Origin of the sequence: Phenylobacterium sp., from assembly GCF_016793285.1 — a bacterium.
In the GTDB taxonomy this organism is placed as follows: Bacteria; Pseudomonadota; Alphaproteobacteria; order Caulobacterales; family Caulobacteraceae; genus Phenylobacterium.
On sequence record NZ_JAEUMO010000110.1, the window covers coordinates 9,370 to 32,700 of the forward strand.

Sequence of the window (23,331 nt, forward strand, 5' to 3'; positions counted from 1 at the left end):
GTCAGAAAGGGTGAACGCGAACGCGACCATGCCGTTCGGGCCGTCCGCGTCTTCGAGAGCGCGGGTAGATGCTCAGCCGGCCCGGCCGTGTCAATGGCGTGATTCGTCCGCCCTTCTGGCGTCTTGCGCTATGAGACGGCGTGGAGCACAGCCGCCCCTATGTCACGCATCGCCATCGTCGGTAGCTGCATAACCCGCGATCTGTGGCCGATCCGTGGCGGCGGCTCAGAGCACCTGCTCTATGTCTCGCGCACCAGCTTCCCGAGCCTGTTCTCGGTTCCCGTGAAGGGCTTCTCGCCGGCGAGGCGCCCGCCGGGCGACCTGCACAACCACGAACACGCGGCCCTGGTCGCCGACCTGACGAAGACGGCGCTGGCGCGGCTCCTGGCGTTCCGGCCCACGCACATCATCTTCGACTTCATCGACGACCGCTTCGACCTGCTGGCGGTGGGCGACTCGCTCGTGTCGCGGAGCGGCGAGATCATCCGCAGCGGCTATCTGACGCGGCGCGCGTTCCGCAGGCATCATACCGTGCGGCGGCTGTCGGACGCCTGTACGCGGCTCTGGATGGATTCGGCCGCCGAGTTCGCGGCCTTCGTGGCCAGCTCGCCGCTGAGCCGCGCCCGGCTCATCCTCCACTCCGCCCGCTGGGCGACCCACCATCGCGACGCGGACGGCGCGGCGCAGCCGATCCTCGGGCCCGAGATCCTGGGCGGAGACCCGGCGGACATCTGGTCCTACAACGACCTCCTGGTCCGGCAAGAGGCGCACTTCCAGACGGTCATGCCGCCGCTGGAGCGCGTGGACGCGGGCGAACTGCGGCTGGCCGACGCCGGCCACCGCTGGGGCCTGTCGCCCTTCCACTACGTGCCCGAGTACTATGACGAAGTGCGCCGGCAACTGGCGGCGCTGGGCCTCGGCGACGCCTTCAGCGGCCTGCGCGCCGGGCCCAGTGCTCAAGCGGGGTGACGCCGCTCCGCGCCAGTTCGGGCCGTGAGGCGAGATAGGCGACGGTCGGGAAGCCGGGCCGCGCCTCGGCCACCGCCCACGCGCCGCCGGTGAGGTAGTCCACCAGCGGATTGGCGCCGGCCGCGAGTTCGGCGCCGCGCGCCTCGGCGTAGAAGGCCGCGTCGAACCATGGGCCCGGGCTCATCCGTTCCGCCCCCCCCCTCGCCAGGAAGTGCGTGAACGGCTCCAGCCCCGCCTCGGCCACCTCGGGATGCTGCTCGAGATACCAGCGGGGATCGAACAGCGGATGCGGCGACAGCCCGTCCTTCCAGCCGCCGCCCAGGTAGTGCAGCAGCGCGGGACGCCCGGCCATCGCCTCGCCCGCCTGGCGCTGATACCAGGCCGGGTCGAACGCGGGATGCGGCGACAGCCCCACGAAGCCGCCCTCGCGCATGTAGTGCGAGAGAGGGTCGTCGCCGGGCTCCAGCACCGGCGCCTGCGCCAGGTAGTGGCCGACGTCGAAGGCGGGGTGCGGCGAGAGACCGCGCACGGCGCCGACCCGCAGGTAGTGCTCCAGCGGCGAAAGCCCCGTGGCGCCCAGCTCCGCGCCGGCCTGGCCGGCATACCACTGCGGATCGAACAGCGGCCCGGGCCGCCGGCCCTCGCGGTCGCCCGAGACGAGGTAATGCACCAGCGGCGCGGTTCGCGCGGCGGTCACGTCGGGGTAGGCCTCCAGATACCAGCGCTGGTCGACGGGCGCGAGCGGGGTGACGTCGGCCATCGCCCGGCGGCGCGCGTAGGCGGCCATGTGGCGCAGGTCGTGCAGCCGGCGGCCCGTGCGGCGCCAGACGCCGCTGCGCGCGATCACCAGCGCCTGGCCCACGGAACCGAAGCGCGCCAGCGCCTTGTCGAGCATCCGCGACAGCCGGTTGTGTCGCCGCAGGCGGCGTTCGGGGCGGGCGCGGAAGGCGGCCAGCGCCTGCTCGCGCAGCCGCGCCTGCAGCCCGGCGCGGTCGGCCAGCGTCTCGTGCAGGGCCAGGCTCAGCTCGGTGCGGACGAGCGCCTCTCGCACCTGGGCGTCATGGGCCACGCGGTGCGCGCCTTCGAAGTCGCGCGTCAGGCGCGCCACCTTTTCGGTGACCGCGTGGGCCTTCCGCAGCAGGGCGGCGTAGGTCTCGGCGTCGGACGCGGGGGCCCGCGGCGCCGGAGCGGCCGGCTCGGGCGCGGGGGCCGGCGTCACGCGCCTTCGTGTTCGAGCCATTCTTGGAAGCTGCCGCGGCCGGAGGCGAAGGGGTTGGGGAAGGCGTCTCGGAGATCCTGGCGCTGCCGATAGAGCACGCGCTCGGATTTGGCGATGGGCTTGCCGTCGTCGTAGGTCCCGTAGGCCCACCAGCGTTCGGGGATCGTGGGGTCGGTGACGGCGGCGACCTGGCGCTTGTACCAGGCCCAGACCTCGTAGACCTGGAAGTTCCGGCCCGCATAGCGCTTGGTCATGGTGTCGCCGACCGGCCCCAGCTTGGTGAAGTGCCAGAAGCGCAGCGGATGGCCGTTGACGGTGATGCGCCCGTCCTTCTCCACGGCGACCTTGCGGGTGGAGAGGTTCCAGCTCGCGACGTTGTAGCCCGGGTCGCGGATGACCTTCAGCCTGTCGAAGAGCGCGGGCACATGGTCGCACCAGCGCTGGTCGACGAAGAGGCCGTTCGGGATGTCGTCGTAGCAGTAGCTGAGCAGCCGGTCGTTCCACCACCTGGCGAAGCGCGCGCCCTCCCCGGTCGTGCGGATCGCGACGAAGCCCAGGTTGAAGATGCCGGTCCGGGACGCGGAGATGTCGTTGTCCTGGATCGCCATGTCGTCGTCGTTGGGGTCGATCAGGTGCGGCGTCAGCAGGATGTCGTGGTCCCGGAGCCAGTCGACCAGCGGGTCGAGGCCGGCGAGCAGCGCGGTGTCGGGATCGAGATAGATCACCGCGTCGAAGCCCCAGGAGCAGGCCTGGTGGATGAACGGGCCCTTCACCGCCGTACAGACCTCGACGACGTCATGCTTGAAGAGCCAGCTCTCGAAGTTCGGGATCCCCAGGTCGCTCGCCCAGACCAGCCGGTCGAACGGCTCGGCGGCGGGGTCGAACGCGAACCCCTCCGGCGGCCTGTCCGTGATCAGCGCCGCCAGCTCCCAGTCGGGGTGGAAACGGCGAAGCGTCTGGAACAGAACCCGGGCGCGGTTCAGGTACGAGAAGGTGAAGCTGGAGTAGACGAGGACTTTCATGCGGGGGCTTTGGCGGAGGCGAGATCGGCGGTCATGCCGCTGAAGGCGAGATCGTAGAGCATGGGCCGGCGGACCGCGCGGGAAAGCTGGGCGACCGCGCCGGTGTCGAACGCCTCCGCCAGGCCGGCCTCGGTGACGACGAGGCCCGCGTCGTGCTCGCCCACCAGGGCGGCGACGTTGCCGCTGTCGGGTCCGGTGAGGATGGCGGCGCCCGCGGCGAGCGCCTCGTAGGCCAGGAACGAGAAGGTCTCGCGCCAGAGCGGCCAGAAGACCAGGACGTCGATCTCGAGACGCTCCAGCGCCTCGCGCATGGCGTGGGGCTTCGCGGCGCCGACCCGGACGTCGTGGAACTGCATCGGAAGGCCCGCCTCGGTCGCGGCCCCCAGGTGGAGGAACTGATAGCGGCGGTCGCCTTCGTGCCTGAGCGCCAGGTCGCGGAAGATCGGCCAGCCCTTGTGCGCCGCAGGATGGCCCGCGTAGGCGACCCGCAGCGGACCGGCCTTCGGCGTCGGCGCGGGGCCGCGCGGCGTCAGCCTCGCGTGCGGATGCACCACCGCCGCGGCGGGCTTCAGGCGAGTGTGCGCGCGCCAGAAGTCGAGCGTGCCCTGGGCGGGGCTGACGACGGTGAGTTCCAGGCGGGCGAACAGCGTCGCGTGGGCGTCGGCGTGGCGCGCGCGGGCGGGGCCGTAGACGCAGATCGCGCAGGCGCCGCTGCCGGGCGGCGGGGCCGCGCAGTCCTCGACGCCGTCGCGCAGCAGGTGGAAGCCGGCGCAGAGGCTGGCGTAGTCGTGCAGCCAGAGGAACCCGGCCTTCAGGCCCGCGGCCTCGACGATGGCGGCGGTCTCCGCGGCCTCGTGCCCCAGCAGGCTGTGGATCGCGAAGCTGCCGCCCTTGGCGCCGGCTCTGGGCAGCGCCGCGGCGACGTCGGCCGGCGTGAAGACGCCCAGCGACTGGCCGTTCAGCACCGCCTCCAGCCGGCCCGGGTCGCCGGCCGCGCGGACCACGGGCCAGTGGATCGCCGGGTGAAGCTGCAGGTGGTCGCGCCGCTGCCCGGCCACGGCCGCCGCCTCGATATGCAGGCAGAGCTGCACGCCCCCGACCCTGGCGCGATAGTCGTCATGGCTGAAGGTGATGTGCAGGCCCTTCAGCCCGTGCCGCGCCTTGCCGAGAGCGGCGGCCAGCGCCGCGGCGGTCCCGGCGGCGACGCCGGCGGTGGCGCGCGCCGAGTCCTCGATCTGTGCGTCGATGGGCTTCAGCCGACGGATCACCTGCTGGCGGAATCCCAGGGCGTCGGGCATCGGCCGGCCCTCGTGGCGGCCGTGCTTCAGCCAGTGGACGAAGGGGTTCAGGCCCGCCGCGGCGATGTCGGGGTTGTTCTCCAGGTACTCGTCCACCGAGAAGCGCGGCGTCGGATCGCGGCCCTCGCGCCAGCCGTGGGCGAGGAAGTGATCGAGCGGATCGGCGCGCGTCGCGGCCACGTCCGGGTTGGCCGTCAGATACCAGTCGCGGTCGAAGGCCTGGGCGACCAGGCGGCGCTCGCCGCCGCCGCGACCGAGGGCGCGGACCGCGACGCGGCGCAGGCGATCCATCGCGCTCACGAGGCCCTCGCCGGAGGGGCCTTCGCCAGCAGGTCGCCGGTCATGCCGCTGTAGTCGATGTCGTAGAGCTTCGCCTTGCGGGCCCCGCGGCCGAGCGCCAGCACCTCGCCGGTGGCGAAGGCATGGAAGAGCGCCGCTTCGCCCGGCAGCACGCGGCCGCGCTTCGGATCGGCCGCGAAGGCCGCGACGTTGCCGCTGTCCGGTCCCGTGACGACCGCCGCGCCCGCCGCGGCGGCCTCGTAGGCCGTGAACGAGAAGGTCTCGCGGCAGAGCGGCCAGATCAGCGCGGCGTCTGCCTCCAGGGCCGCCAGCGTCTCCTGCATGGCGCGCGGCCGGTCGGGCGTGACCATCACCTCGTGGAACTCCGCGTAGGCGCCCGGATCGGGCCGCCCGCCCAGGTGCAGGAATTCGTAGCGCGGGTCGCCGGCGAAGGTGGCGGCCAGTTCGCGGAAGATCGGCCAGCCCTTCAGCGGCTGCGGCATGCCCAGGTAGGCCAGCCGGAACGGCCGATGCTTCGGTCCCTTCGCCGCGGGGCGCGGCGCCGAGAGCCTGGCGTGCGGCAGGACCCGTGTGCGCTTCGCCGGCAGGTCGCCGTGCGCCGCCCAGAAGTCGAGGGTGGTCTGCGAGGGCGCCACGACGGTCAGGTCGAGCCGGGCGAACAGCCGCGCGTGAGCGTCGAGGTGGCGGGCCCGCGTCGGCCCGTAGGCGCAGACCGCGCAGGCGGCGCTTCCGGGCGGCGGCGCGCCGCAGTCCTCCAGGTCGTTGCGCTGCAGGTGGAAGCCCGAGCAGAGGCTCGCGAAGTCGTGCAGCCAGAAGAAGCCGCCGGTCGCGCCCAGCGCCTCGACGATGTCGGCCGTCGTGTCGGGCTCGTGGCCCAGGAGGCTGTGGACCGCGAAGCTGCGCCGGCCGGACGGCGCGGCCCGGGCGATGGCGGCGCGCACCGTCTGCGGCTGGAAAGCTCCCAGGCGGCGACCGTTCAGGAGAACGCCCAGGGGGCCGGGCTCGTCGGGCGCGCGCACCGCCGGCCACGGCGCGACGGGGAAGAGGTGCAGGTGGTCGAGGCCCAGCGACACGACCTTCTGCTGCTCGCGCCGCAGGCACTGCTGAAGGCCGCCCGAGTGCTCGATGTAGTCGTCGTGGCTGAAGGTGAGATGCAGGTCGCGCACGTGGGCCAGCGCCGCCTCCAGCAGCGCCGGCGGGTCGAGGCGGGCGTCGGCCGAGGCCTTCGCCGCGGCGGCGATGCGCGCCTCGGGCGCGGTCAGCCGCGTGAGCACGTCGTAGCGGAAGCCGAGGTCGTGCCGCGCCGAACGGCCTTCCGCGCGCCCCGAGATCAGGAAGTGCGCGAAGGGATTGAGGCCCGAGCCCGCCACGTCCGGGTGAAGCTCGAGGTAGTCTCGGATCGAGAACCGCGGCGTCGGATCGCGGCCTTCCAGCCAACCGGTGTCGAGGAAGTGGCGCAGCGGGTCCGTACCCGACCGGGCGATGTCGGGATTGGCGGCGAGGTAGAAGGCGGCGTCGAACTCGGCCGCGACCGCGGCTTCCTGCGCCGTGAGCGGGATCGCCGGCTGGGCGGCGGCGCGCGCGGGGGCGGCGCCGAAGCCCTTGAAGCTCCAGGGGCGCGGGGCCCACGCCTCGGCGGCGAAGTAGCGGGCCGCCCAGTCCGACGGGCGAACCTCGCGGCCCTCCAGCCGACCCAGCGACAGGTAGTGGTGCAGCGGCTCCCACCCCGAGCTCTTCAGGTCCGGGTTGAGCTCCAGGTAGTGGGTGACCGAGAACCAGGGCGCGGGGTCGCGGCCCTCGCGCCAGCCGGTGAGGCGGTAGTGCCAGAGCGGCGACATGTCGGCCGGCAGGTCGTCGTAGACCGCCCGGTAGAAGTCCGCGTCGAACGCCGGCGAGATCACGCGCACGACGTCTTCCGGCTCTGGCCGTTTGCGGGCGTGGGCCCTGTAGGGCATCGGGATCCTGGCTGGTCGTCGTGCGGAGCGGGCCGGTAGTGCAACAGTTGGCCCCCTGGAATCAACCGGGGCGGATCAACCGCTTGCGGCGGCGCCGAAGCGCCCCTACCACGCGGGGACGAATGAGCGACACTTCCGCGACACGCACAGCCTGGCTGGTGCTGGGCATGCACCGCTCGGGCACCTCGGCGGTGACCCGGCTGCTGGCGCTGGCGGGCTGCGACCTGCCGGCCGACGTGATGCCGGGCGACGAGCACAACGCCAAAGGCTACTTCGAGCCCTGGAAGATCGCGATCTTCAACGACGAGCGCCTGCGCGCCGCGGGCTCGGCCTGGGACGACGCCTTCGCCTATCCGTTCCGCCCGCTTCCGCCGCCCGAGGAGAAGGCGTGGCTGAAGCGCGCCGCGGCCCTGTTCGACGACGACTTCGGTCACGCGGCGAACCCGTTGATGAAGGACCCCCGCGCCACGGTGCTGCTGCCGTTCTGGCGCGCCGTGCTGGCCCAGAAGACGTGCGCGGCGAGGTGCGTGATCCCCGTGCGCCACCCGCTGGCGGTGGCGGGCTCGCTGAAGCGCCGCGACGGCTTCACCGACGAGAAGTCGGTGCTGGTCTGGACCTGCTACATGCTGGCGGCCGAGGCCTATACGCGCGACCTGCCGCGCGCCTTCGTGGGCTACGACGCCTTGCTCGCCGACTGGCGGGCGGAGGTGAAGCGGATCGAGGCGGCGCTGGGCGGGCCGCTGCCGAACCTCACCGACGCGGGCGCCCAGGAGATCGACGGCTTCCTCACCAAGGACCTGCGCCACAATGCCGGCGAGGCCGGGCTGGAGGCGCTGGGGTGGGCCGGCGCGATCGCCGCCGACGTCCACGGCTGGTTCGCCGAGACCGCAGCGGGCGGCAGGCCCGACCGCAAGCGGCTGGACCACGCCGCCGCGAAGCTGGCGAGGCGCGCCGAGGACATCGGCGCGCTGGTCAGCCCGCAGGCGCGGGACCTGGCGACGGCGCGCTCCGAGCTCAAGGACGCCCGCGACCAGCTCATCGGCGCGAAGGCCTTCCAGGCCGACCTGCGGGCCGAGATGAAGAAGGAGCGCAAGGCGCTGGAGGCCGGCTGGCGGGCGGACCTGCGCCGCCTCGAGGCCGCGCAGGGCGCGCTGGCGCGCATCAACGCCGAGCTCGACGCCGCGCTCCGGGACTAGGGTCGAGCGCCACGTACAGCAGGCCCGTCAGCGCTGCGACGTCCAGGACGTAGAGATAGCGGTAGTCGCAGGCGATCGAGATCGCGAAGAAGCTGGCCGCAAAGCCCAGCGCGCCGGCCATCAGCCCGGCAACGATCAGGTCCGGCGGTTCGCGGCGCAGCAGCATCAGCAGCATCACCGCGAACGCCGCCGCCGCGTAGGCCACGTGCGACATGGCCGGCGTGTCGAGGAACCAGGTCGTCCAGTTGTAGAGCCGCATGTCTGCGGCGCTGCGCCGCGGCGGGATCCTGAGCGCCTCCAGCGTCGCCGGCGGCCCTTCGACGCCGACCGTGACCGGCAGGCAGCGGTCGATCACGGGCGTCGCGGCGACCTGGCGGAACGCCAGCGTCCGGGCCTGGAGCCACAGCCCGGGGTTCGAGGTCAGGAGGTCGCGCCACTCGGCGAGGATCACATCGCGCGGCACGCGCTTCAGGCCGCTCGCCAGCCACTTGTCGGCGGTGAGCACGTCGACCCGCTCGGGCGCATAGAGACGGTCGGCGTTGGCGCGCAGGTACTGGCCGACGTCGGGCGCCACGGCGTCGATCCGCGGCGTCAGGCGGCCGGGCTGCAGGTGCGCGGCGGCGGCGAGGTCGTAGGTGGCGAGCAGGCGCAGGCCCTTCTCGCCGGCGTTGTCGGGCGCGCCGGCGCCCTGCGGCCGCGCGACGGCGCTGAGCACCAGCGTGAGCGCCGCGACCGCGGCCAGCCAGCCCGCGGCGAGGCCCAGGCTCTTCTTCCAGCCCCGCGCCGAAAGCGCCCAGGCGATGGCGAGCGCGGCGGGCGGGGCGAGGATCAGGCCGTTCTGCCGCAGGAGGCCCGCGGCGGCCAGGAGCAGCGCCGCCAGGCCCAGGCTGATCCACGGCGTCCCGCCTTTCCGCACCCCGAACGCCAGGAGGGCGAAGCCGGCGATCGCGCAGTCGGCGAACAGCACGTCCTTCCAGACGATGGCCGGGTAGATCGCCACCTGCGGCAGGGCGATCAGGCCCAGCGCGAGGATCGGCGCGAGCCACGTCGTCCGCGCCCGGCTGAGCGACAGCAGCAGCCAGCCGCCGAACAGGAGTCCGCCGCTCAGGGCCACGACCAGCGCCGTCCCGGGCGTGATCCGGTCCAGCACGCCCAGGAGCCAGCCGAAGATCGCCGGGTTCCAGGTCGTGCGGACGCCGAAGCGGCCCTCGTGCAGCGCCAGCACCGAGTCGACCGAGAGGTGCCCCGGCAGGTTCAGCCGCAGCATCAGGACGTAGCCGCCGGCCAGCACCAGCCACAGCGCCCAGCGGGCGGGCGACGTCGCCGCCGATCCGCTCACGCCGGACGCACCACGAGGAAGAGGCCGGCCAGCATCAGCGCGTAGCCCGCGACCATCGTCCACGAGCCCTGCTCCTTGAACACCAGCCAACCCGCCAGCGGCACCAGGCACGAGCCGATCAGCGAGAACGCGTAGGCCAGCGACAGCGGCACCCGGGTCAGGACGTAGAACCAGAGCAGCGCGGTCACCGCGTACCAGGCGAAGGCGCCGATCAGGGGCCAGTTCACCATCACGCGGGCCAGGAAGGGCCCGGTCAGGCGCTCGTTGTAGATCGCGCCCCACTTGAACAGCATCTGGCCCAGCGGCAGCGCCACGGCGAAGACGCTGCAGAGCGCCATGTCCTTGACCGTCACGGCGCCGGCTCCGCGTCGGGAGCGGCCGTAACCGCCTCTTCGGTCTCCAGCTCGCGCAGGACCGCCAGATAGGGATGGATCGGCCGGGCGGGCACGTTCAGCACGTCGTAGTTCATCGCCTGCAGCAGGAACTGCACGCCCAGGATCACCGGCAGGGCCGCCAGCATCACCACGCCGGCCGAGGCGGGCACGCCGGGCACGCGGTTGGCGAAGTAGCTCAGCGCGTAGGCCACGCCGAACAGGCTGAAGAACAGCCCGAACATCAGCTCCAGCGAGGCCGCGTTGAAGTCGCGGATGAAGTACTGGCCGATCACCCGTTGGGCGAAGTTGCGCGCGTGGCGCAGCGCGAAGGGCCCGACGATGGCGCTGATCCGGATGTTGGAGACCTCATCGGCGTAGCGGGCCGGCATCGGCACGTCGCGGACCACCGCGCGCAGCGTCCCCAGGTGGTAGAGCAGGTCTGTCTCGAAGAAGAACCGCCGCGCCACCCGCTTCGCCATGACCAGCCGCGCCACGTTGGCCTCGATGGCGGTGTAGCCGTTGGTGGGGTCGAAGAGGTTCCAGTAGCCGGTGGAGAGCTTGGCCGCGAAGCTGAGCATCGCGTTGCCCAGCACCCGCACGGTCGGCATCGTGGTGAGGTGGCTGATCGAGGTGAAGCGGTTGCCCTTCGCGTAGTCCGCCTCGCCGAGCAGGATCGGCGCGACGAGCTGGGCGGCGTAGCCCAGGTCCATCTGGTCGTCGCCGTCGACCTTGACCATGACGCGGGCGCCCCGGCGCGCCGCCTCGGCGTAGCCGGCCAGGGTGGCGCCGCCCACGCCCTGGTTCTTGTGGAGCCGGATCACGTGGACCCGCGCGTCGGTGTTGTTGGCCTCGATGAAGTCGCCCGAGCCCTCGGGACAGGCGTCGTCGACGCAGACGATCCCCTCGAACCACGCCGGCGTCCGCCGGATCACCTGCAGGATGTGGCTCTTGACCCTGTAGCACGGCACGACGAGCCAGACGCCCGCCCCCTCCAGCGACAGCGCCGGCAATCCCGCGGCGAGGCGGGCCGGGATCTCGGGCGGTCTTGCGGTCGCGCTTCGGGCCACGACGCCCGGCTAACATGGAACTCCACGCGCTTGAAAGCGCGCTCGTTTTGAGTGGCGCGCATCCCTCGCGGCAAACCGGCGTCCACTTTGCCGGGCTGCGCGGCGCCGGCGCCATCCTTGCGCCGCGATACCCGCGCTGATACCTCGCGCGCCTGTCGTCGGGACAGCCCCCGTTCGGAGAGTCGATGGACACCGCCACCCACATGCTGCGGACCGGACGGCGCGGCGCGCTGTTCCAGTTGCAGATGGCGGCGCGCGACCTGAGGAACTCGTTCGCCCGGATCGGCCTCGCCTGGTCGCTGGCCACCCACGACGTCGCGTCGCGCTACCGCGGCTCGGTGCTGGGCCCGTTCTGGATCACGCTCTCCATGGGCCTGATGGTAGTGGGGATCGGCTTCCTCTACGCCAGCCTCTTCAACCTGCCGCTCAGCCAGTTCCTGCCCTACGTCGCGCTGGGGATCGTGTTCTTCGGCGTCATGACCGGCACGATCAACGAAGGCTGCGAGACCTTCGTCCAGGCCTCGGGGATGCTGTCGCAGACCGCGCTGCCGATGTTCACCTTCGTCTGGCGCACCGTGTTCCGGAACCTGATCAACCTCGCCCACCACCTGGTCATCGTGGTCGGCGTGCTCGTGTTCTACGGCATGTGGAAGGTCTCGAACCCGTTGCTGGCGCTGATCGGCATCGTGCTGATGCTGCTGAACGCGAGCTGGATCTCGCTCCTCGCCGGCATCGCCTCGGCCCGCTACCGCGACATCCCGCAGATCGTGATCTCGGTGATGCAGTTCGCGATCTTCATGACGCCGGTGTTCTGGCTGCCGGGCCGTTTCGGCGAGCACCAGATCTACCTGGACCTGAACCCGTTCTACCACCTGCTCCAGGCGGTGCGGGCCCCGCTGATGGGCGAGCCCGTGCTTCCCAATACCTACGTCGTGCTGGTCTCGATGGCCGTGATCGGCTGGCTCGCCACGTTCCTCATCTTCGCGCGCACGCGCCGCCGGATCGTCCACTACCTATGACGACAGCCTCGATCCGCTGCGAAAACCTGACGCTCCGCTTCCCGGTCTACGGCGCGGACGCCAAGTCGCTGAAGAAGGCGCTGGCCCGGGCGGTCAGCGTGGGCGGCGCGCTGGGCCGCCACGCCGGCGTCACCGACGTCACCGCGCTGAACGGCGTGAACCTTGAGCTGAAGGCCGGCGACCGCCTCGGCCTCATCGGCCACAACGGCTCGGGCAAGACCACCCTGCTGCGCGCGCTGTCGGGCGCCTACGAGCCGGACGAAGGCACCATCGACGTGCATGGCCGGATCGCCGCCCTGCTCGACCTGTCGCTCGGGATCGACCCCACCGCCACCGGTTACGAGAACATCCGCCTGCGCGGCCGGATCGCCGGCCTCTCCTCGCGCGAGATCGAGGGGAAGATGGACGAGATCGCCGAATTCACGGGGCTGGGACCGTTCCTGGCGATGCCGGTGAAGACCTACTCGGCGGGCATGCAGGGCCGCCTGGCCTTCGCCTCGGCGACGGCGGTCGAGGCCGACGTGCTGCTGATGGACGAGTGGATCGCGGTGGGCGACTCGGATTTCCAGAAGATGGCCCACAAGCGCCTGCTGAAGCTGGTGGAACGCGCCGGCATCCTGGTGCTGGCGACGCACGAGCTTCCGCTGCTCAAGCTCTACTGCAACAAGGTCATGCGCCTGGAAGGCGGCGTCGCCTCCGAGGTGGTCGACATCCGCAAGGTCGAGCAACTGCTGGCCGCTTAGGCCCTGCCTATCCCCGCTCTTCCGGCGGCCGCACGTTGCGGAACTGCCAGAGCAGCAGGAGATCGTAGGTGACCTTCAACCCGCCGCCGATCAGCAGCGGCCAGGGGAAGGCCGCGGCGCCGAACAGCAGGCCCGCGAGCGCCGGACTGGCCGAGGCCGCGAGGCTGCGCGGGACGTTCGTGACGCCCGCCGCGGCGGCGCGCTCGGCCGGGGTCACCACCGCCATGACGTAGGAACTGCGGGCCGGCACGTCCATGTTGGAGAGCGCCGCGCGGACCGTCAGCAGGACGAGCACCGTCGCGAGGTTCGGCGCGAAGGCGCAGGTGGCGACGCACAGGCAAGCCGGCAGGTGGGTGAACACCATCGTCCGCACGAGGCCGACCCGGCGCGCGAGCCGGACGGCCGCGAACTGCGACACCGCGGTCAGCAGGCCCGTCCAGAAGAAGAAGGCCCCCGCCGCCGGCAGGCTCATGCCGAAGCGGTCGAAGAGCCACAGGGCCAGCAGCGACGAGATGATGAAGCCGCTGCCGAACGAATCGAGGCTGAACAGCGCCGCGAGCTGCAGGACCCGCCTGCGGGAGGGCCCGAGCGCGGTCGGCGGCGGGACATCCTGGAGGCGCTCCGACGGCAGGCGGCGGTAGATCATGAGCGTGACCAGGCCGATCAGGCCATAGACGACGAACGCACCCGCCATGACCTCGCGGCGCGAGAACCAGCCCAGCGCCGCGACGGGGTCGATCAGCCCGACCGCGAGCGAGCCGACGGCCACGCCGACCCCGCCCACGAAGCTGTAGAGCGCGAAACGGGCGGTGCGGTCATGGTCGGAACCGGCATGGGCCAGCAGCGCCTGTTCGACGGGTACGAACACGCTGACGTCGCCGCCCGACGGGTTCAGCGTGCCGACGAAGGCGACCAGCACCAGCGGCCAGAAGGCGTGGGCCTGCGAGAACGACAGGCCGGTGAGAAGCATCAGACCGCACGCGCCCAGCAGGACGCTGCGGCTGCGGACCCGATGCCCCGCGAGCCCGACCGCCAGGGTCAGCATCGCAGACCCCAGCATCGCCGCGGTCGCCACCACGCCCACCTGGAAGGCGGAAAGGCCCAGGTCGATCAGGTAGATCGGCAGCAGCAGCGCCGTGAATCCGTCGCCGAAGGCGCGCAGGCCCTTGGCCGTCAGCAGAAGCCGGGTGGTGGACATCGCCGCCATGCTGCCACGGCGGCGGCGTCCGTTGCGAGCCTGCCGATTCCGCGCCGCCCGCTGCGGCGGACGCCGCGCTCAGGCCAGCCAGTCGACGAAGCCGTACTTCGCGAGCCAGGCGAGGCCGAGCTCCACCGCGCGGCGATGCGGAGCCGGGAAGGCGGTGAGCACCTCGCGCACGGTCGCCCCGTCGCGCGCCGCGATCAGGGCCAGCGCCTGGGCGCAGGTCTCGGGCGGGGCGCGGAAGTTGGGGAACCCGGCGTCCAGGGCCACGCCCTTCGTCGCCAGCACGGCGGCCTCGGTCGCGCCGGGGGCGGCCGTGAGCCGGGTGTCCAGGGTCAGGCCGTGGCTCGCGAAGCCCGCGAAGTCGCGGAACGGGTCGCCCTTCACCGGGTCCCCGGCCGGCTGCGGGATCGGATCGGACGCGGCGGCGCGCGCCTCGGCGAGTTCGTCGACCAGCGCGTGGTGCTGTCGCGCCACCACCGGCCAGTCGAAGGCGTCCGCCACGCGCGCGCGGCCCGCGCGGCCCATCCGCCGCCGCAGGCCGGGGTCGCGGATCAGGGCCGCCAGGGCCTCGGCCGCACGGCCGATGTGGACGGCGGTGTGCTGGGCGACGGCGCCCACATAGGCCTGGTACGAGGTGCTCTCGAGGGTGTGGCGCTCGACCATGTTGGCGCCCAGGCCGCCGCCGGTCGGGCCCATCAGCGTCGGGATCAGGAAGCCGTCGACGCCGTCGCGCACGGTGGAGCGATAGCCGTCCCAGTCGCTCGCCACCACGGGCAGGCCGGCGGCCATGGCCTCCAGCGGCGTGATGCCGAACGTCTCCTGGATGTTGTCGACCAGCGACAGGAAGACGTCGCCGGCCGCCCAGAGCTCGCCCAGCAGCGTGGCGTCGTTGCCGTCCAGGAACCGGATGTCGACGTCCGGCGCATGGACGCGGGCGGCCTGCTCGTAGTGGGCGCGGTCGCCGGCGTCGGGGAACCAGCCCGCGAGGCCGAAGACGACCTTCGCGCCGGTGGCGGCGGCGGCGCGCTGCACGGCGGCGAACATCGGCTGCGGGAACGCCTTCTCGTAGTAGGAGAGCCGGCCCACCCACAGCACCAGCACGTCGTCGTCGCCCAGGCCCAGCGCGGCGCGGCGGCGAGCCCGGGCGTCGGGACGGTCGGCCAGCGCCGCGAAGCGGGCGGCGTTCACGCCCAGCGGGATCACCGGCAGGGCCGGCCGCGGCGGCGGACGGCCGCCGGTGCGCCGGGCCAGATGCTCGCCCCAGCCGGCGAACATCGCCTCGAGGTTGTCGCGCACGCTGGGCGAGGTGCAGACCAGCGCGTCCCAGGCGTGCATGGGCGCGAGCTGGGTGTTGGCGATGAACTGCCGCATCGCGGGCGGCGCCAGGGTGTGGATCAGGCCGACGAGGCTGTAGGCGCGGTCGGAATGCCGCCGGCGCCGATGCCAGGCGATGTCGTAGAGCTCGGGCTGCCCGCGCAGCAGCACGCCGGCGTCGACCGCCGCGTTCGACTGGGTGAGCAGGCCCGCGCCGATCTCGGTCGTGTGCGGCCCGCCGGCGAACAGCTCGTCCGCCAGTCCGGCGCCGTCGAACGGCGCGAGCCCCAGCATGTCGATCCGCGCCCAGCCGCCATGCTGCGCCAGCGCCTGCCAGAGCTGCGCGTTGGCCACGTCCTTGCCGAACATGTTCGGCCCCAGCGCCAGTCGCCCCGGAGGATGCAGGATGGCCAGGCGGCCGCGCGGCTCGGAAGCGGTGGTCATTCCGCCTTTCTAGGCGAGGCCGCGCCGCGCGCGAAACTCGGGAGATGACGGCACAAAAGAAGACGGCGCCGTAGCGAGCCACGGCGCCGGCGAGTTAGGGGGTTTGCAAATGCCTAAGCGTCGATCACCTCCTCTCCACAGGCTCGACCTTAAAGATGACGCCCCCGTCATCTTTGACATTGATCAAAAACACGCAGCTTGCTTGGCTTGACCTGGATCAAGGCGCTCGCGTCCGACGCAGCCACGCTCGCGCCCAAACGAGGAGGACGACGGATGGACGGCGCGACGAGCCTGGGCGGGACACAGACGGCGACCAAGCATGTGGACGTGTTGATCGTAGGCGCCGGGATCTCCGGCATCGGCGCCGCGTACCACCTGCAGCATCAGCGCCCCGGGACGACGTTCCTGCTGCTGGACGCCCTCGACGGCTACGGTGGGACGTGGCGGACGCACCGCTACCCCGGCGTGCGGTCCGACAGCGACCTCTACACCTTCGGCTACCGCTTCAAGCCCTGGGTCGGCGCGCCGATCGCCACGGCCGACGAGATCCAGCGCTACCTCGGCGAGGTGATCGACGAGAACGACCTCGCCCAGCACATCCGCTACGGCCGCCGGGTCCTGACGGCGAACTTCGACCGCGCGAGCGCGCTGTGGAACGTGACCGCCGAGCGCCTGGACACCGGCGCGACGGAGACCTTCACCGCCGGCTTCCTGTGGATGTGCCAGGGCTACTACCGCCACGCCGAGGGCTATACGCCCGATTGGCCCGGCATGGCCGACTTCAAAGGCGCCATCGTCCACCCGCAGACGTGGCCCGAGGACCTCGAGTGGCAGGGCAAGCGCATCCTGCTGATCGGGTCCGGCGCGACGGCGGCCACACTCCTGCCCGCGCTCGCGCCCGAGGCGGCGCATGTCACCCTGCTGCAGCGCTCGCCGACCTACTTCATCCCCGGGCGCAACGCCAACGACCTCGCCGACACGCTGAACGCGCTCGACGTGGACCCCGCCTGGACCCACGAGATCGTCCGCCGCAAGATCCTCCTCGACCAGGATGCGTTCACCGAGCGCGCCTTCAGCGAACCGGAGACGGTCAAGGCCGAGTTGCTGGCCGGCGTCAGCGCCTTCGTGGGGCCGGACGTCACCGCCGCCCACTTCACGCCGCGTTACCTGCCCTGGCGCCAGCGCATCGCGTTCGTTCCCGACGGGGACATCTTCCAGGCGGTGCTCAAGGGGCAGGCCAGCGTCGCCGACGGCGAGATCGAGACCTTCACCCCCACGGGCGTCCGGCTGACGGACGGCCGCACGCTGGACGCCGACATCATCGTCACGGCCACCGGCTTCGACATCAGCGTCCTCGGCGACATCGCCTTCCGCCTCGATGGCGAGCCGGTCGATCCGGCGGACACGGTCACCTATCGCGGCATGATGTTCACGGGCCTGCCGAACCTCGCGTGGATCTTCGGATACTTCCGGGCGAGCTGGACCCTGCGCGTCGACCTGGTCGCGGACTTCGTCTGCCGCCTCCTCGCCCACATGGAGGCGCGAGGGGCCGACACGGTCGAAGTGGCGCTGGGCGCGGAGGAGGCCGAGATGCCTCGCCTGTCGTGGGTCGACCGCGACAACTTCAATCCCGGCTACCTGCTGCGTGGCGAGGCGCGCCTGCCCCGCCGCGGCGACAAGGACGAATGGCGCCACACCCAGGACTACTGGGCGGAGCGCAAGGCCCTGCCGCTCATCGACCTCGACGGTCCCGAGTTCCGCTACCGTCGCGAGCCGGCCGAGCCGGTCGCGCAGGCCGCACGGGCGGCGCCGGCGTCCGCCTGAACGGACGTGGCGCGTGCGGGCAAGCCCGCGCGCGCCACGCCCGGGCCGGCCGGCGTCAGTCGGCCTTGCGGCGCCCGAGACCCAGAAGCGTGATGAGCGCCGCGGCGGCCGAAAGGGCGGCCGCGGCCGTGGCCACCGGATGGGCCTTGGCCTCCGACACGACCTTGTCGGCCAGCGCCCGGGCCTCCGCCGGGGCCTTCGCGGCCACCCGCTCGGCCGCCTCGCGCAGCGCCTGCGACGCCTGCGCGAGCGCGGTCTCGGCGTCGTCGCTGAGGTTCTCTGCCGCACGGCGCAGGGCCTTGGCGACATCGTCGCGGGTGTCTTCGAGGTCGTTGCGGATCTGCTTGGTGAGCGACTTGCTCATGGTTGATCTCCTGCCACAGAGGGGCAGGCTCGAGGTTGCGGGTCGGCCCGGCGACCCGCCTTGACCCACGTCAACCGTCCCGCGAGGGGCCTGGTCAGGCGACCGTGTTCTCCCGGCGCCAGGTCCTCGCGCGCGCTTCACGCAGATGGATCCGGAGGGCCTCTGCATCGTCCTCGCGGCGCGCGTGGGCGTCGCTGACGTCGATCCGCGACGCGACGCTGTCCGGGAGGGCCTTGCGAAGCGCGCCCAGCGCGTGCGGCGGCCCCATGAGCGCGAGCCGATCGAACTCGCCCCGGCCGGCCGCGATCATGAGGGCGTTGGCCACGCGCTTCAGGAAGCGCGCCTCGCCGGTGTGGGCGGGATCGTGGCCCCCGCCGGCGTGTCGCTCGGCGTCCGCCGCGGCCATGCGCAACGCCGGCACCTCGCGCAACGGGCCGGTGCGCACGCGCTCGGCGAACACACGGGCCTCCGTCGCGTCCGCGGTGACGATCCAGGTGACGCCGCCTTGGTCCATCCCGGCCTCCTTCAAGCTGCCGGTTCGAGACTCCTGCCGCGTGGACCGGCGGACCGTGATCCAGATCAAGGCTGCGGCGCACGACGCCTCCGTACTGATACTTAGGGGACGCTCCGAAATTTCGCGCGACGCGCCCGAGGCGTAGCGATGGGTCAACGTACTGGAGCCCGTCGATGACCCTGGCCTACCCGATGTCCGACCCGCGCACCGCCCGCCCGGCGAACGCGCTGACCGACGCCTTCGACCGCCTCGGCATGCGCATGAACTTCAGCCGCGAGAGCGAGATCTACGCCCAGGACGAAGACGCCGAGATGTTCTACCGCGTCGTCTCGGGCGTGGTCCGCACCACCCGCGTGACGCTCGACGGCCGCCGTCAGGTGGGCGACTTCTACTACCCCGGCGATCTCTTCGGCCTGGAGTCCGGGCCCGAGCACCGCTTCGCCGCCGAGGCCCTCACCGATTGCGAGATCATGGTCGTGCGCCGCGCCGCCGTGCGCGCCTTCGCCGGAGACGCCGAGCTGGACCGCGCGATGCTGGACGCCACGCACCAGGAGATGGAGCGCCTGCAGGAGCATGTGGTGATGCTGGGCCGCAAGAGCGCGCGCGAGCGCGTGGCCAGCTTCCTCATGTCGATCGCCCAGCGCCAGAGCGACGGCCACGCCGACCTGCCGATGGGTCGGCAGGACATGGCCGACTACCTCGGCCTGACCATCGAGACCGTCTCGCGGATGCTCACCCAGTTGCAGGGCGAGTCGATCGTCGAGTTCCCGAGTTCGCGCCGCTTCCAGGTCCGCAAGTGGACCGCACTGGAAGCCCTCGCGGCGTGACCCGGACCACCTGAGCGGCCGCAGGCGTTCACCGGCCGCGCCCCGCCATGGAGCCCGCCATGCACGAGACCGAGGACCGCAAAGCCATTCCCGTCGTGGTTCGTCACGACACGTTCTCCACGCTGCTCGTCCACGCCGAGCCCGGGCAGGCGTCGACCCACCGCGTCGAAGCGGCGGCCCGCCTCGCGCGCGACCTGGGCGCCCACCTGATCGGCGTCGGCGCCGAGACCTTCGAGCCCATGCTGATGGCGGGGCCCTTCCTGGGCTACGCGGGCGGCGAGTGGGCGGGCCTCGTGCAGGACGGCATCCGCAAGAACATCGCCGCGGCCGAGGCCGCCTTTCAGCGCGACGCCGCAGGCGCCGATGTCGAATGGCGCACCCTGGAGGACTATCCGCACACGGCGCTGCGCCTGCTGGCGCGAGCCGCGGATCTCGTGGTCGTCGGCCCGCGCGGGCGCGGCGGCGACGTTCGCACCGCCGACCCGGCGGACGTGCTGTTGAACGCCGGCCGGCCGATCCTCGTGGTTCCGGAAGGCCGCCATCACCTGCGGGCCCAGTCCGTCGTCGTGGCCTGGAAGGACACCCGCGAATGCCGCCGCGCGATCGCCGACGCCCTGCCCTTCCTGCAGCGCGCGGACGATGTCGTGGTCCTGGCGGTCGTCAAGCCGGACGCCGTCGAGTCGGCCGCGTTCGAGGTCGCCGACGTGGTCCAGAACCTCAAGCGTCACGGCGTCGAGGCGCGCCCCCTGGTGACGGCCGTTCCGCGGGAAGGCGTGACGGCCGAGATCGAGCGCGTCGCGCGCGCGAACACCGCGGATCTGGTCGTGTGCGGCGGGTACGGCCACAGCCGGACGCGCGAATGGGCCTTCGGCGGCGTCACCGACGAACTGCTGCATCGCCCCGCGTGTTTCGTGCTGATGAGCCACTAGTAGTGTGCTGGATCTGAAGTTCGCCTGCTTCCGGGTCGGAGCGCCGAGCGAACTTCAGCGCTCGCGGGCGGCCCCTTCGGCCGAGGAGACGATCATGCGCCGGCTTCCCCTCCTCCACGCGGCCCTCGCCCTGGGCCTGCTCGCCGGATGCGCGAGCGCGCCCATGCCCACGGCGGGGGGACCTGACTGGTCGAAGGTCCCGCCGCTCCCCAAGCTCGACGCGGCGCAGCAGCGTGGCCAGGACTTCGCCCTGCGGCGCTGCTCGGGTTGCCATACCGTGGGACTCGACGACGGCGGCGCGCGGGAGGGGCCGGCCTTCTCCCAGCTCGCGCGCCGCTACAACCCGATCTCGCTGGAACGCCGGTTCGCCGAGGTCTCCGCACACGGCTTCGACCGGATGCCGCCGGTGTCGTTCACGCGTTCGCAGTCGCAGGACCTGATCGCCTACCTGGATGTGTTGCGGGGCAACTGATCGCAGACGCGGCCATGCCCTTCGCCACCCGGACGCCGCGCCCCGCGCCAGGCGAGGCGACGCAAAAGCCGCCTTGCCACGGCCGGGTTCGCCGCCTACCCCGTTCCGCATGAGCCTGGCGCCGCATATCCGCGCCGGCGGCCCTCACGGCCGGACCGCCGGGTACGTGATCGCTCTCGCCGTCACGGGAGTCTGCGCCGCCGTCCGCGTCCTCCTGGACCCGATCTTCCACGACGATCTGGTCTTCCTGATGTTCGTGCCGGCGCTGCTGGCGAGCGCGGCGGTCGGCGGGCTGGGGCCCACGGTGGTCGCCGGCGTGCTGTCGACGGCCATCAGCGTGGCGATCGTCGGCTGGCGCGCGGACGACGGCGAGCTGTGGGTCAGGGCCGGGGTGTTCGTCGCCCTCACGCTGGCCGTCGGCGCCTTCGGGTCGCGCGCGCTGCGCGACAGCCGCGAAATCAATCAATATGTGGACGATCTGCGCGCGCGCGAGGCGCACCTCCAGTCGATCCTCGACACCGTGCCGGACGCCATGATCGTCATCGACGAGCGTGGGATCATGCAGTCGTTCTCGACGGCGGCGGAACGGCAGTTCGGCTGGACCGCCGCCGAGGTGGTGGGGAAGAACGTGAGCCTGCTCATGCCCGAGCCGTACCGCAGCGCGCACGACGGCTACATGGAGCGCTACAAGGTGACCGGCGAGCGCCGGATCATCGGCATCGGCCGGGTCGTGGTGGGCGAGCGCAAGGACGGCACGACGTTCCCCATGGAGCTGTCGGTGGGCGAGATGCAGTCCGGGGACCGGCGCTTCTTCACGGGTTTCGTCCGCGACCTCACCGAACGCCAGGCGGCCGAACGCCGGCTGCAGGACCTGCAGGGCGAGTTGGTCCATGTCTCGCGCCTGACCGCCCTCGGCGAGATGGCGTCGGCGCTGGCCCACGAACTCAACCAGCCGCTCACCGCCGCCAGCAACTTCATGAAGGGCTGCCTGGTGCTGCTGAAGCGCGTGCCGCTCGACGAGCCCCGGCTGGAGCAGATGATCTCGCAGGGCTCCGCCCAGGCCCTGCGCGCCGGCCAGATCATCCGCCGCCTCAGGGACTTCGTGGCCAAGGGCGAGGCCGAACGGCGCATCGAGAATCTGCCGCAACTGCTCGAGGAGGCCGGCGCGCTGGCGATGGTCGGCGCGCGCGAGCGCAACGTCCGCCTCCGGTACGAGATCGACCCGACCGTGGATCTGGTGCTGGCCGACAAGGTGCAGGTGCAGCAGGTCGCGCTCAACCTCATCCGAAACGGTATCGAGGCGATGGACGAGTCGCCGCACAAGGAGTTGGTGGTCGGTGCGCGGCCGGTGGAAGACGACATGATCGAGGTCTGGGTCAGCGACACGGGACACGGCTTGAGCGCCGACGCCGCCGGGCAGCTCTTTCAGCCGTTCATGACCACCAAGGCGCAGGGCATGGGCATCGGCCTTTCCATCTCTCGCACCATCATCGAGGCCCACGGCGGCCGCATCTGGGCCGAGCCGAACCCCGGGGGCGGAGCGGTTTTCCGGTTCACCCTGCCCGGGGTCCGGGCGGAGGAGCTGACTGGAGATGAGTGAGCCGATCGTCCACCTGATCGACGACGACGAAGCCATCCGGACCTCGTTGGCCTTCCTCCTCGAGATGCACGACCTGCCGGTTGCGACCTACGCCTCGGCGCTGGCGTTCCTGGAGGTCGCGGAAGGCCTGACGGACGGTTGCGTCGTCACCGACGTGCGGATGCCGGAAATGAGCGGGCTCGAGCTGGTGCGCCGCCTCAAGGAGCGGGGAGTCGCGCTTCCGGTGATCGTGATCACCGGGCACGGCGACGTGCCGCTCGCCGTCGAGGCCATGCGCGCCGGGGTCGCCGACTTCATCGAGAAGCCGTTCGACGACGAGGTGCTGCTGTCGTCGATCCGCATGGCGCTCGACCTGCGCGCCGAGACCGACGCCCAGGCGGCCGAGCGGAGACGCTTCGAGGAGATGCTGGCCACGCTCTCCGGCCGCGAGAAGGACGTCCTGCGCGGCGTCATCGCGGGCAAGATGAACAAGGTCATCGCCCACGAACTCGGCATCAGCCCCCGCACGGTGGAGGTCTACCGCGCCAATGTGATGAGCAAGACCCAGGCGAACGGCCTCTCCGAACTCGTGCGCATCGCGCTGCTGGCCGGGTTCTAGAACATCGTTCCGGGCCGCCGATCTTCGTCGATAGCGATGCGAGATCAAAGACCTGGAGCCCGCCGCCCGCTTCCCGGGTCACGCGGCGCGCAGCGGGACGCTTGCGCGAGATCAAACCGCCGTTTTCCGGCCGGGACGATACTCGCACCATGGACCAGCGCACCATCCGCCAGCCCCTTGTCTACGTCGTGGACGACGACGCGGCTGTGCGGCAAGCGCTCGAGTTCGCCCTGGACCTCGAAGGCTTCTCCGTCGAGACGTTCGAGTCCGGGGAAGCCCTCCTGCTGCGCGACACGCCGGCGGGGCCGGGTTGCCTGGTGCTGGACGAGCGGCTGCCGGGCATTTCCGGGCTCGACACGCTTCGTCAGTTGCGCGCCCGCGCGGTCGATCTCCCCGCGATCCTGATCACGACGCATCCCGGCCCCGTGCTCCGGGCCGCCGCGCAGCGCGCCGGCGTGCGCATCCTGGAAAAGCCGCTGCTGGGCGAGACCCTGGCCGTCGCGATCTACGAGGCCGTGAGTTCGTCCGAACCCAACACCTGAGCCGGCAGGGTTTACGCCGCGACGGCGGGCCGCCGTTCGAGCTGGCACATCGTCCACAGTTTTTCGAGCACCTCGACGAGTTCGTCCATCATGCGGTCGTCGTGGGCGGGGGACGGGGTGAAGCGCAGGCGTTCCGTGCCGCGGGGGACGGTGGGGTAGTTGATCGGCTGGACGTAGATGCCGTGGTCTTCCAGCAGC

The 23,331-nt window shown here is 71.9% G+C and carries 23 protein-coding genes; 11 read left to right on the top strand and 12 right to left on the bottom strand.

Annotated features, from left to right (window positions below; all coding sequences use genetic code 11):
• Positions 1 to 159: 159 nt before the first annotated feature.
• Positions 160 to 969 carry a DUF6270 domain-containing protein gene (locus JNL41_RS11075; protein ID WP_293474893.1) on the top strand — a complete coding sequence of 270 codons (810 nt, stop codon included), beginning with the start codon at positions 160 to 162 and terminating at the stop codon, positions 967 to 969.
• On the opposite strand, the gene JNL41_RS11080 is transcribed toward JNL41_RS11075, so the two are convergent.
• Genes JNL41_RS11080 through JNL41_RS11095 form a run of 4 tightly spaced genes read right to left on the bottom strand, consistent with a single transcriptional unit; the run spans position 929 to position 6,763 of the window.
• Complete coding sequence (locus JNL41_RS11080) at positions 929 to 2,188, bottom strand: hypothetical protein (protein WP_293474895.1); 1,260 nt, start codon at positions 2,186 to 2,188, stop codon at positions 929 to 931. The two genes, JNL41_RS11075 and JNL41_RS11080, sit on opposite strands and share 41 nt — an antisense overlap.
• The gene (locus JNL41_RS11085) at positions 2,185 to 3,210 is read right to left on the bottom strand and encodes a hypothetical protein (protein ID WP_293474897.1); all 1,026 of its coding nucleotides are present in this window, start codon (positions 3,208 to 3,210) and stop codon (positions 2,185 to 2,187) included. The genes JNL41_RS11080 and JNL41_RS11085 overlap by 4 nt, the downstream gene beginning before the upstream one ends.
• On the bottom strand, positions 3,207 to 4,808 hold the full coding sequence (locus JNL41_RS11090; protein WP_293474899.1) for a hypothetical protein: 1,602 nt from the start codon (positions 4,806 to 4,808) through the stop codon (positions 3,207 to 3,209). The genes JNL41_RS11085 and JNL41_RS11090 overlap by 4 nt, the downstream gene beginning before the upstream one ends.
• Positions 4,805 to 6,763 (bottom strand): hypothetical protein, encoded by a 1,959-nt coding sequence (locus JNL41_RS11095; RefSeq protein ID WP_293474901.1) that lies wholly within the window; start codon positions 6,761 to 6,763, stop codon positions 4,805 to 4,807. The genes JNL41_RS11090 and JNL41_RS11095 overlap by 4 nt, the downstream gene beginning before the upstream one ends.
• Positions 6,764 to 6,885: 122 nt before the next feature.
• On the opposite strand from JNL41_RS11095, the gene JNL41_RS11100 reads away from it, so the two are divergent.
• Positions 6,886 to 7,959 carry a hypothetical protein gene (locus JNL41_RS11100; protein ID WP_293474903.1) on the top strand — a complete coding sequence of 358 codons (1,074 nt, stop codon included), beginning with the start codon at positions 6,886 to 6,888 and terminating at the stop codon, positions 7,957 to 7,959.
• Here the strand turns inward: JNL41_RS11100 and JNL41_RS11105 are convergent.
• From JNL41_RS11105 to JNL41_RS11115, 3 genes are read right to left on the bottom strand one after another with little or no spacing between them, the layout of a single operon-like run.
• Positions 7,925 to 9,298: a hemophore-related protein gene (locus JNL41_RS11105; RefSeq protein ID WP_293474904.1), complete on the bottom strand. Its 1,374-nt coding sequence runs from the start codon at positions 9,296 to 9,298 to the stop codon at positions 7,925 to 7,927. The genes JNL41_RS11100 and JNL41_RS11105 overlap by 35 nt on opposite strands.
• On the bottom strand, positions 9,295 to 9,651 hold the full coding sequence (locus JNL41_RS11110) for a hypothetical protein (protein ID WP_293474906.1): 357 nt from the start codon (positions 9,649 to 9,651) through the stop codon (positions 9,295 to 9,297). Before JNL41_RS11110 ends, JNL41_RS11105 begins: the two co-directional genes overlap by 4 nt.
• On the bottom strand, positions 9,648 to 10,739 hold the full coding sequence (locus JNL41_RS11115) for a glycosyltransferase family 2 protein (RefSeq protein ID WP_293474908.1): 1,092 nt from the start codon (positions 10,737 to 10,739) through the stop codon (positions 9,648 to 9,650). Before JNL41_RS11115 ends, JNL41_RS11110 begins: the two co-directional genes overlap by 4 nt.
• Before the next feature lie 185 nt (positions 10,740 to 10,924).
• Here JNL41_RS11115 and JNL41_RS11120 point away from each other — a divergent pair, with 185 nt between their 5' ends.
• Together JNL41_RS11120 and JNL41_RS11125 are read left to right on the top strand one after the other, a co-directional pair.
• Positions 10,925 to 11,758: an ABC transporter permease gene (locus tag JNL41_RS11120; RefSeq protein WP_293474910.1), complete on the top strand. Its 834-nt coding sequence runs from the start codon at positions 10,925 to 10,927 to the stop codon at positions 11,756 to 11,758.
• On the top strand, positions 11,755 to 12,501 hold the full coding sequence (locus JNL41_RS11125; RefSeq protein WP_293474912.1) for an ABC transporter ATP-binding protein: 747 nt from the start codon (positions 11,755 to 11,757) through the stop codon (positions 12,499 to 12,501). Before JNL41_RS11120 ends, JNL41_RS11125 begins: the two co-directional genes overlap by 4 nt.
• A 7-nt stretch (positions 12,502 to 12,508) precedes the next feature.
• On the opposite strand, the gene JNL41_RS11130 is transcribed toward JNL41_RS11125, so the two are convergent.
• Together JNL41_RS11130 and JNL41_RS11135 are read right to left on the bottom strand one after the other, a co-directional pair.
• Complete coding sequence (locus tag JNL41_RS11130; RefSeq protein ID WP_293474914.1) at positions 12,509 to 13,699, bottom strand: MFS transporter; 1,191 nt, start codon at positions 13,697 to 13,699, stop codon at positions 12,509 to 12,511.
• A 78-nt stretch (positions 13,700 to 13,777) separates the two neighbouring features.
• A complete protein-coding gene (locus tag JNL41_RS11135; RefSeq protein ID WP_293474916.1) occupies positions 13,778 to 15,463 on the bottom strand; it encodes a glycosyltransferase family 4 protein in 1,686 nt (561 codons plus the stop codon).
• A 273-nt stretch (positions 15,464 to 15,736) separates the two neighbouring features.
• Between JNL41_RS11135 and JNL41_RS11140 the strand changes: the two genes are divergently transcribed.
• Complete coding sequence (locus JNL41_RS11140; RefSeq protein ID WP_293474918.1) at positions 15,737 to 17,287, top strand: NAD(P)/FAD-dependent oxidoreductase; 1,551 nt, start codon at positions 15,737 to 15,739, stop codon at positions 17,285 to 17,287.
• Between the two features lie 55 nt (positions 17,288 to 17,342).
• On the opposite strand, the gene JNL41_RS11145 is transcribed toward JNL41_RS11140, so the two are convergent.
• Positions 17,343 to 17,651, bottom strand: a complete 309-nt coding sequence (locus tag JNL41_RS11145; RefSeq protein ID WP_293474920.1) for a hypothetical protein — start codon at positions 17,649 to 17,651, stop codon at positions 17,343 to 17,345.
• 94 nt (positions 17,652 to 17,745) lie between these two features.
• The gene (locus JNL41_RS11150) at positions 17,746 to 18,321 is read right to left on the bottom strand and encodes a host attachment protein (protein ID WP_293474921.1); all 576 of its coding nucleotides are present in this window, start codon (positions 18,319 to 18,321) and stop codon (positions 17,746 to 17,748) included.
• Between the two features lie 17 nt (positions 18,322 to 18,338).
• On the opposite strand from JNL41_RS11150, the gene JNL41_RS11155 reads away from it, so the two are divergent.
• From JNL41_RS11155 to JNL41_RS11180, 6 genes are all read left to right on the top strand, one after another.
• The gene (locus JNL41_RS11155; protein ID WP_293474923.1) at positions 18,339 to 18,992 is read left to right on the top strand and encodes a helix-turn-helix domain-containing protein; all 654 of its coding nucleotides are present in this window, start codon (positions 18,339 to 18,341) and stop codon (positions 18,990 to 18,992) included.
• 59 nt (positions 18,993 to 19,051) lie between these two features.
• Entirely contained in the window at positions 19,052 to 19,921 is an 870-nt protein-coding gene (locus JNL41_RS11160; protein ID WP_293474925.1) for a universal stress protein, read from the top strand.
• 94 nt (positions 19,922 to 20,015) lie between these two features.
• Positions 20,016 to 20,393 (top strand): c-type cytochrome, encoded by a 378-nt coding sequence (locus tag JNL41_RS11165; protein ID WP_293474926.1) that lies wholly within the window; start codon positions 20,016 to 20,018, stop codon positions 20,391 to 20,393.
• Positions 20,394 to 20,559: 166 nt separating this feature from the next.
• Positions 20,560 to 21,993 (top strand): PAS domain S-box protein, encoded by a 1,434-nt coding sequence (locus JNL41_RS11170; protein WP_293474928.1) that lies wholly within the window; start codon positions 20,560 to 20,562, stop codon positions 21,991 to 21,993.
• The gene (gene fixJ / locus JNL41_RS11175; RefSeq protein ID WP_293474929.1) at positions 21,986 to 22,591 is read left to right on the top strand and encodes a response regulator FixJ; all 606 of its coding nucleotides are present in this window, start codon (positions 21,986 to 21,988) and stop codon (positions 22,589 to 22,591) included. The genes JNL41_RS11170 and fixJ overlap by 8 nt, the downstream gene beginning before the upstream one ends.
• 149 nt (positions 22,592 to 22,740) lie before the next feature.
• Positions 22,741 to 23,133 (top strand): response regulator, encoded by a 393-nt coding sequence (locus JNL41_RS11180; RefSeq protein WP_293474931.1) that lies wholly within the window; start codon positions 22,741 to 22,743, stop codon positions 23,131 to 23,133.
• An 11-nt stretch (positions 23,134 to 23,144) separates the two neighbouring features.
• Here the strand turns inward: JNL41_RS11180 and JNL41_RS11185 are convergent.
• The coding region (locus tag JNL41_RS11185) for an aminotransferase class I/II-fold pyridoxal phosphate-dependent enzyme (RefSeq protein ID WP_293474932.1) at positions 23,145 to 23,331 on the bottom strand (187 nt) is incomplete at its 5' end.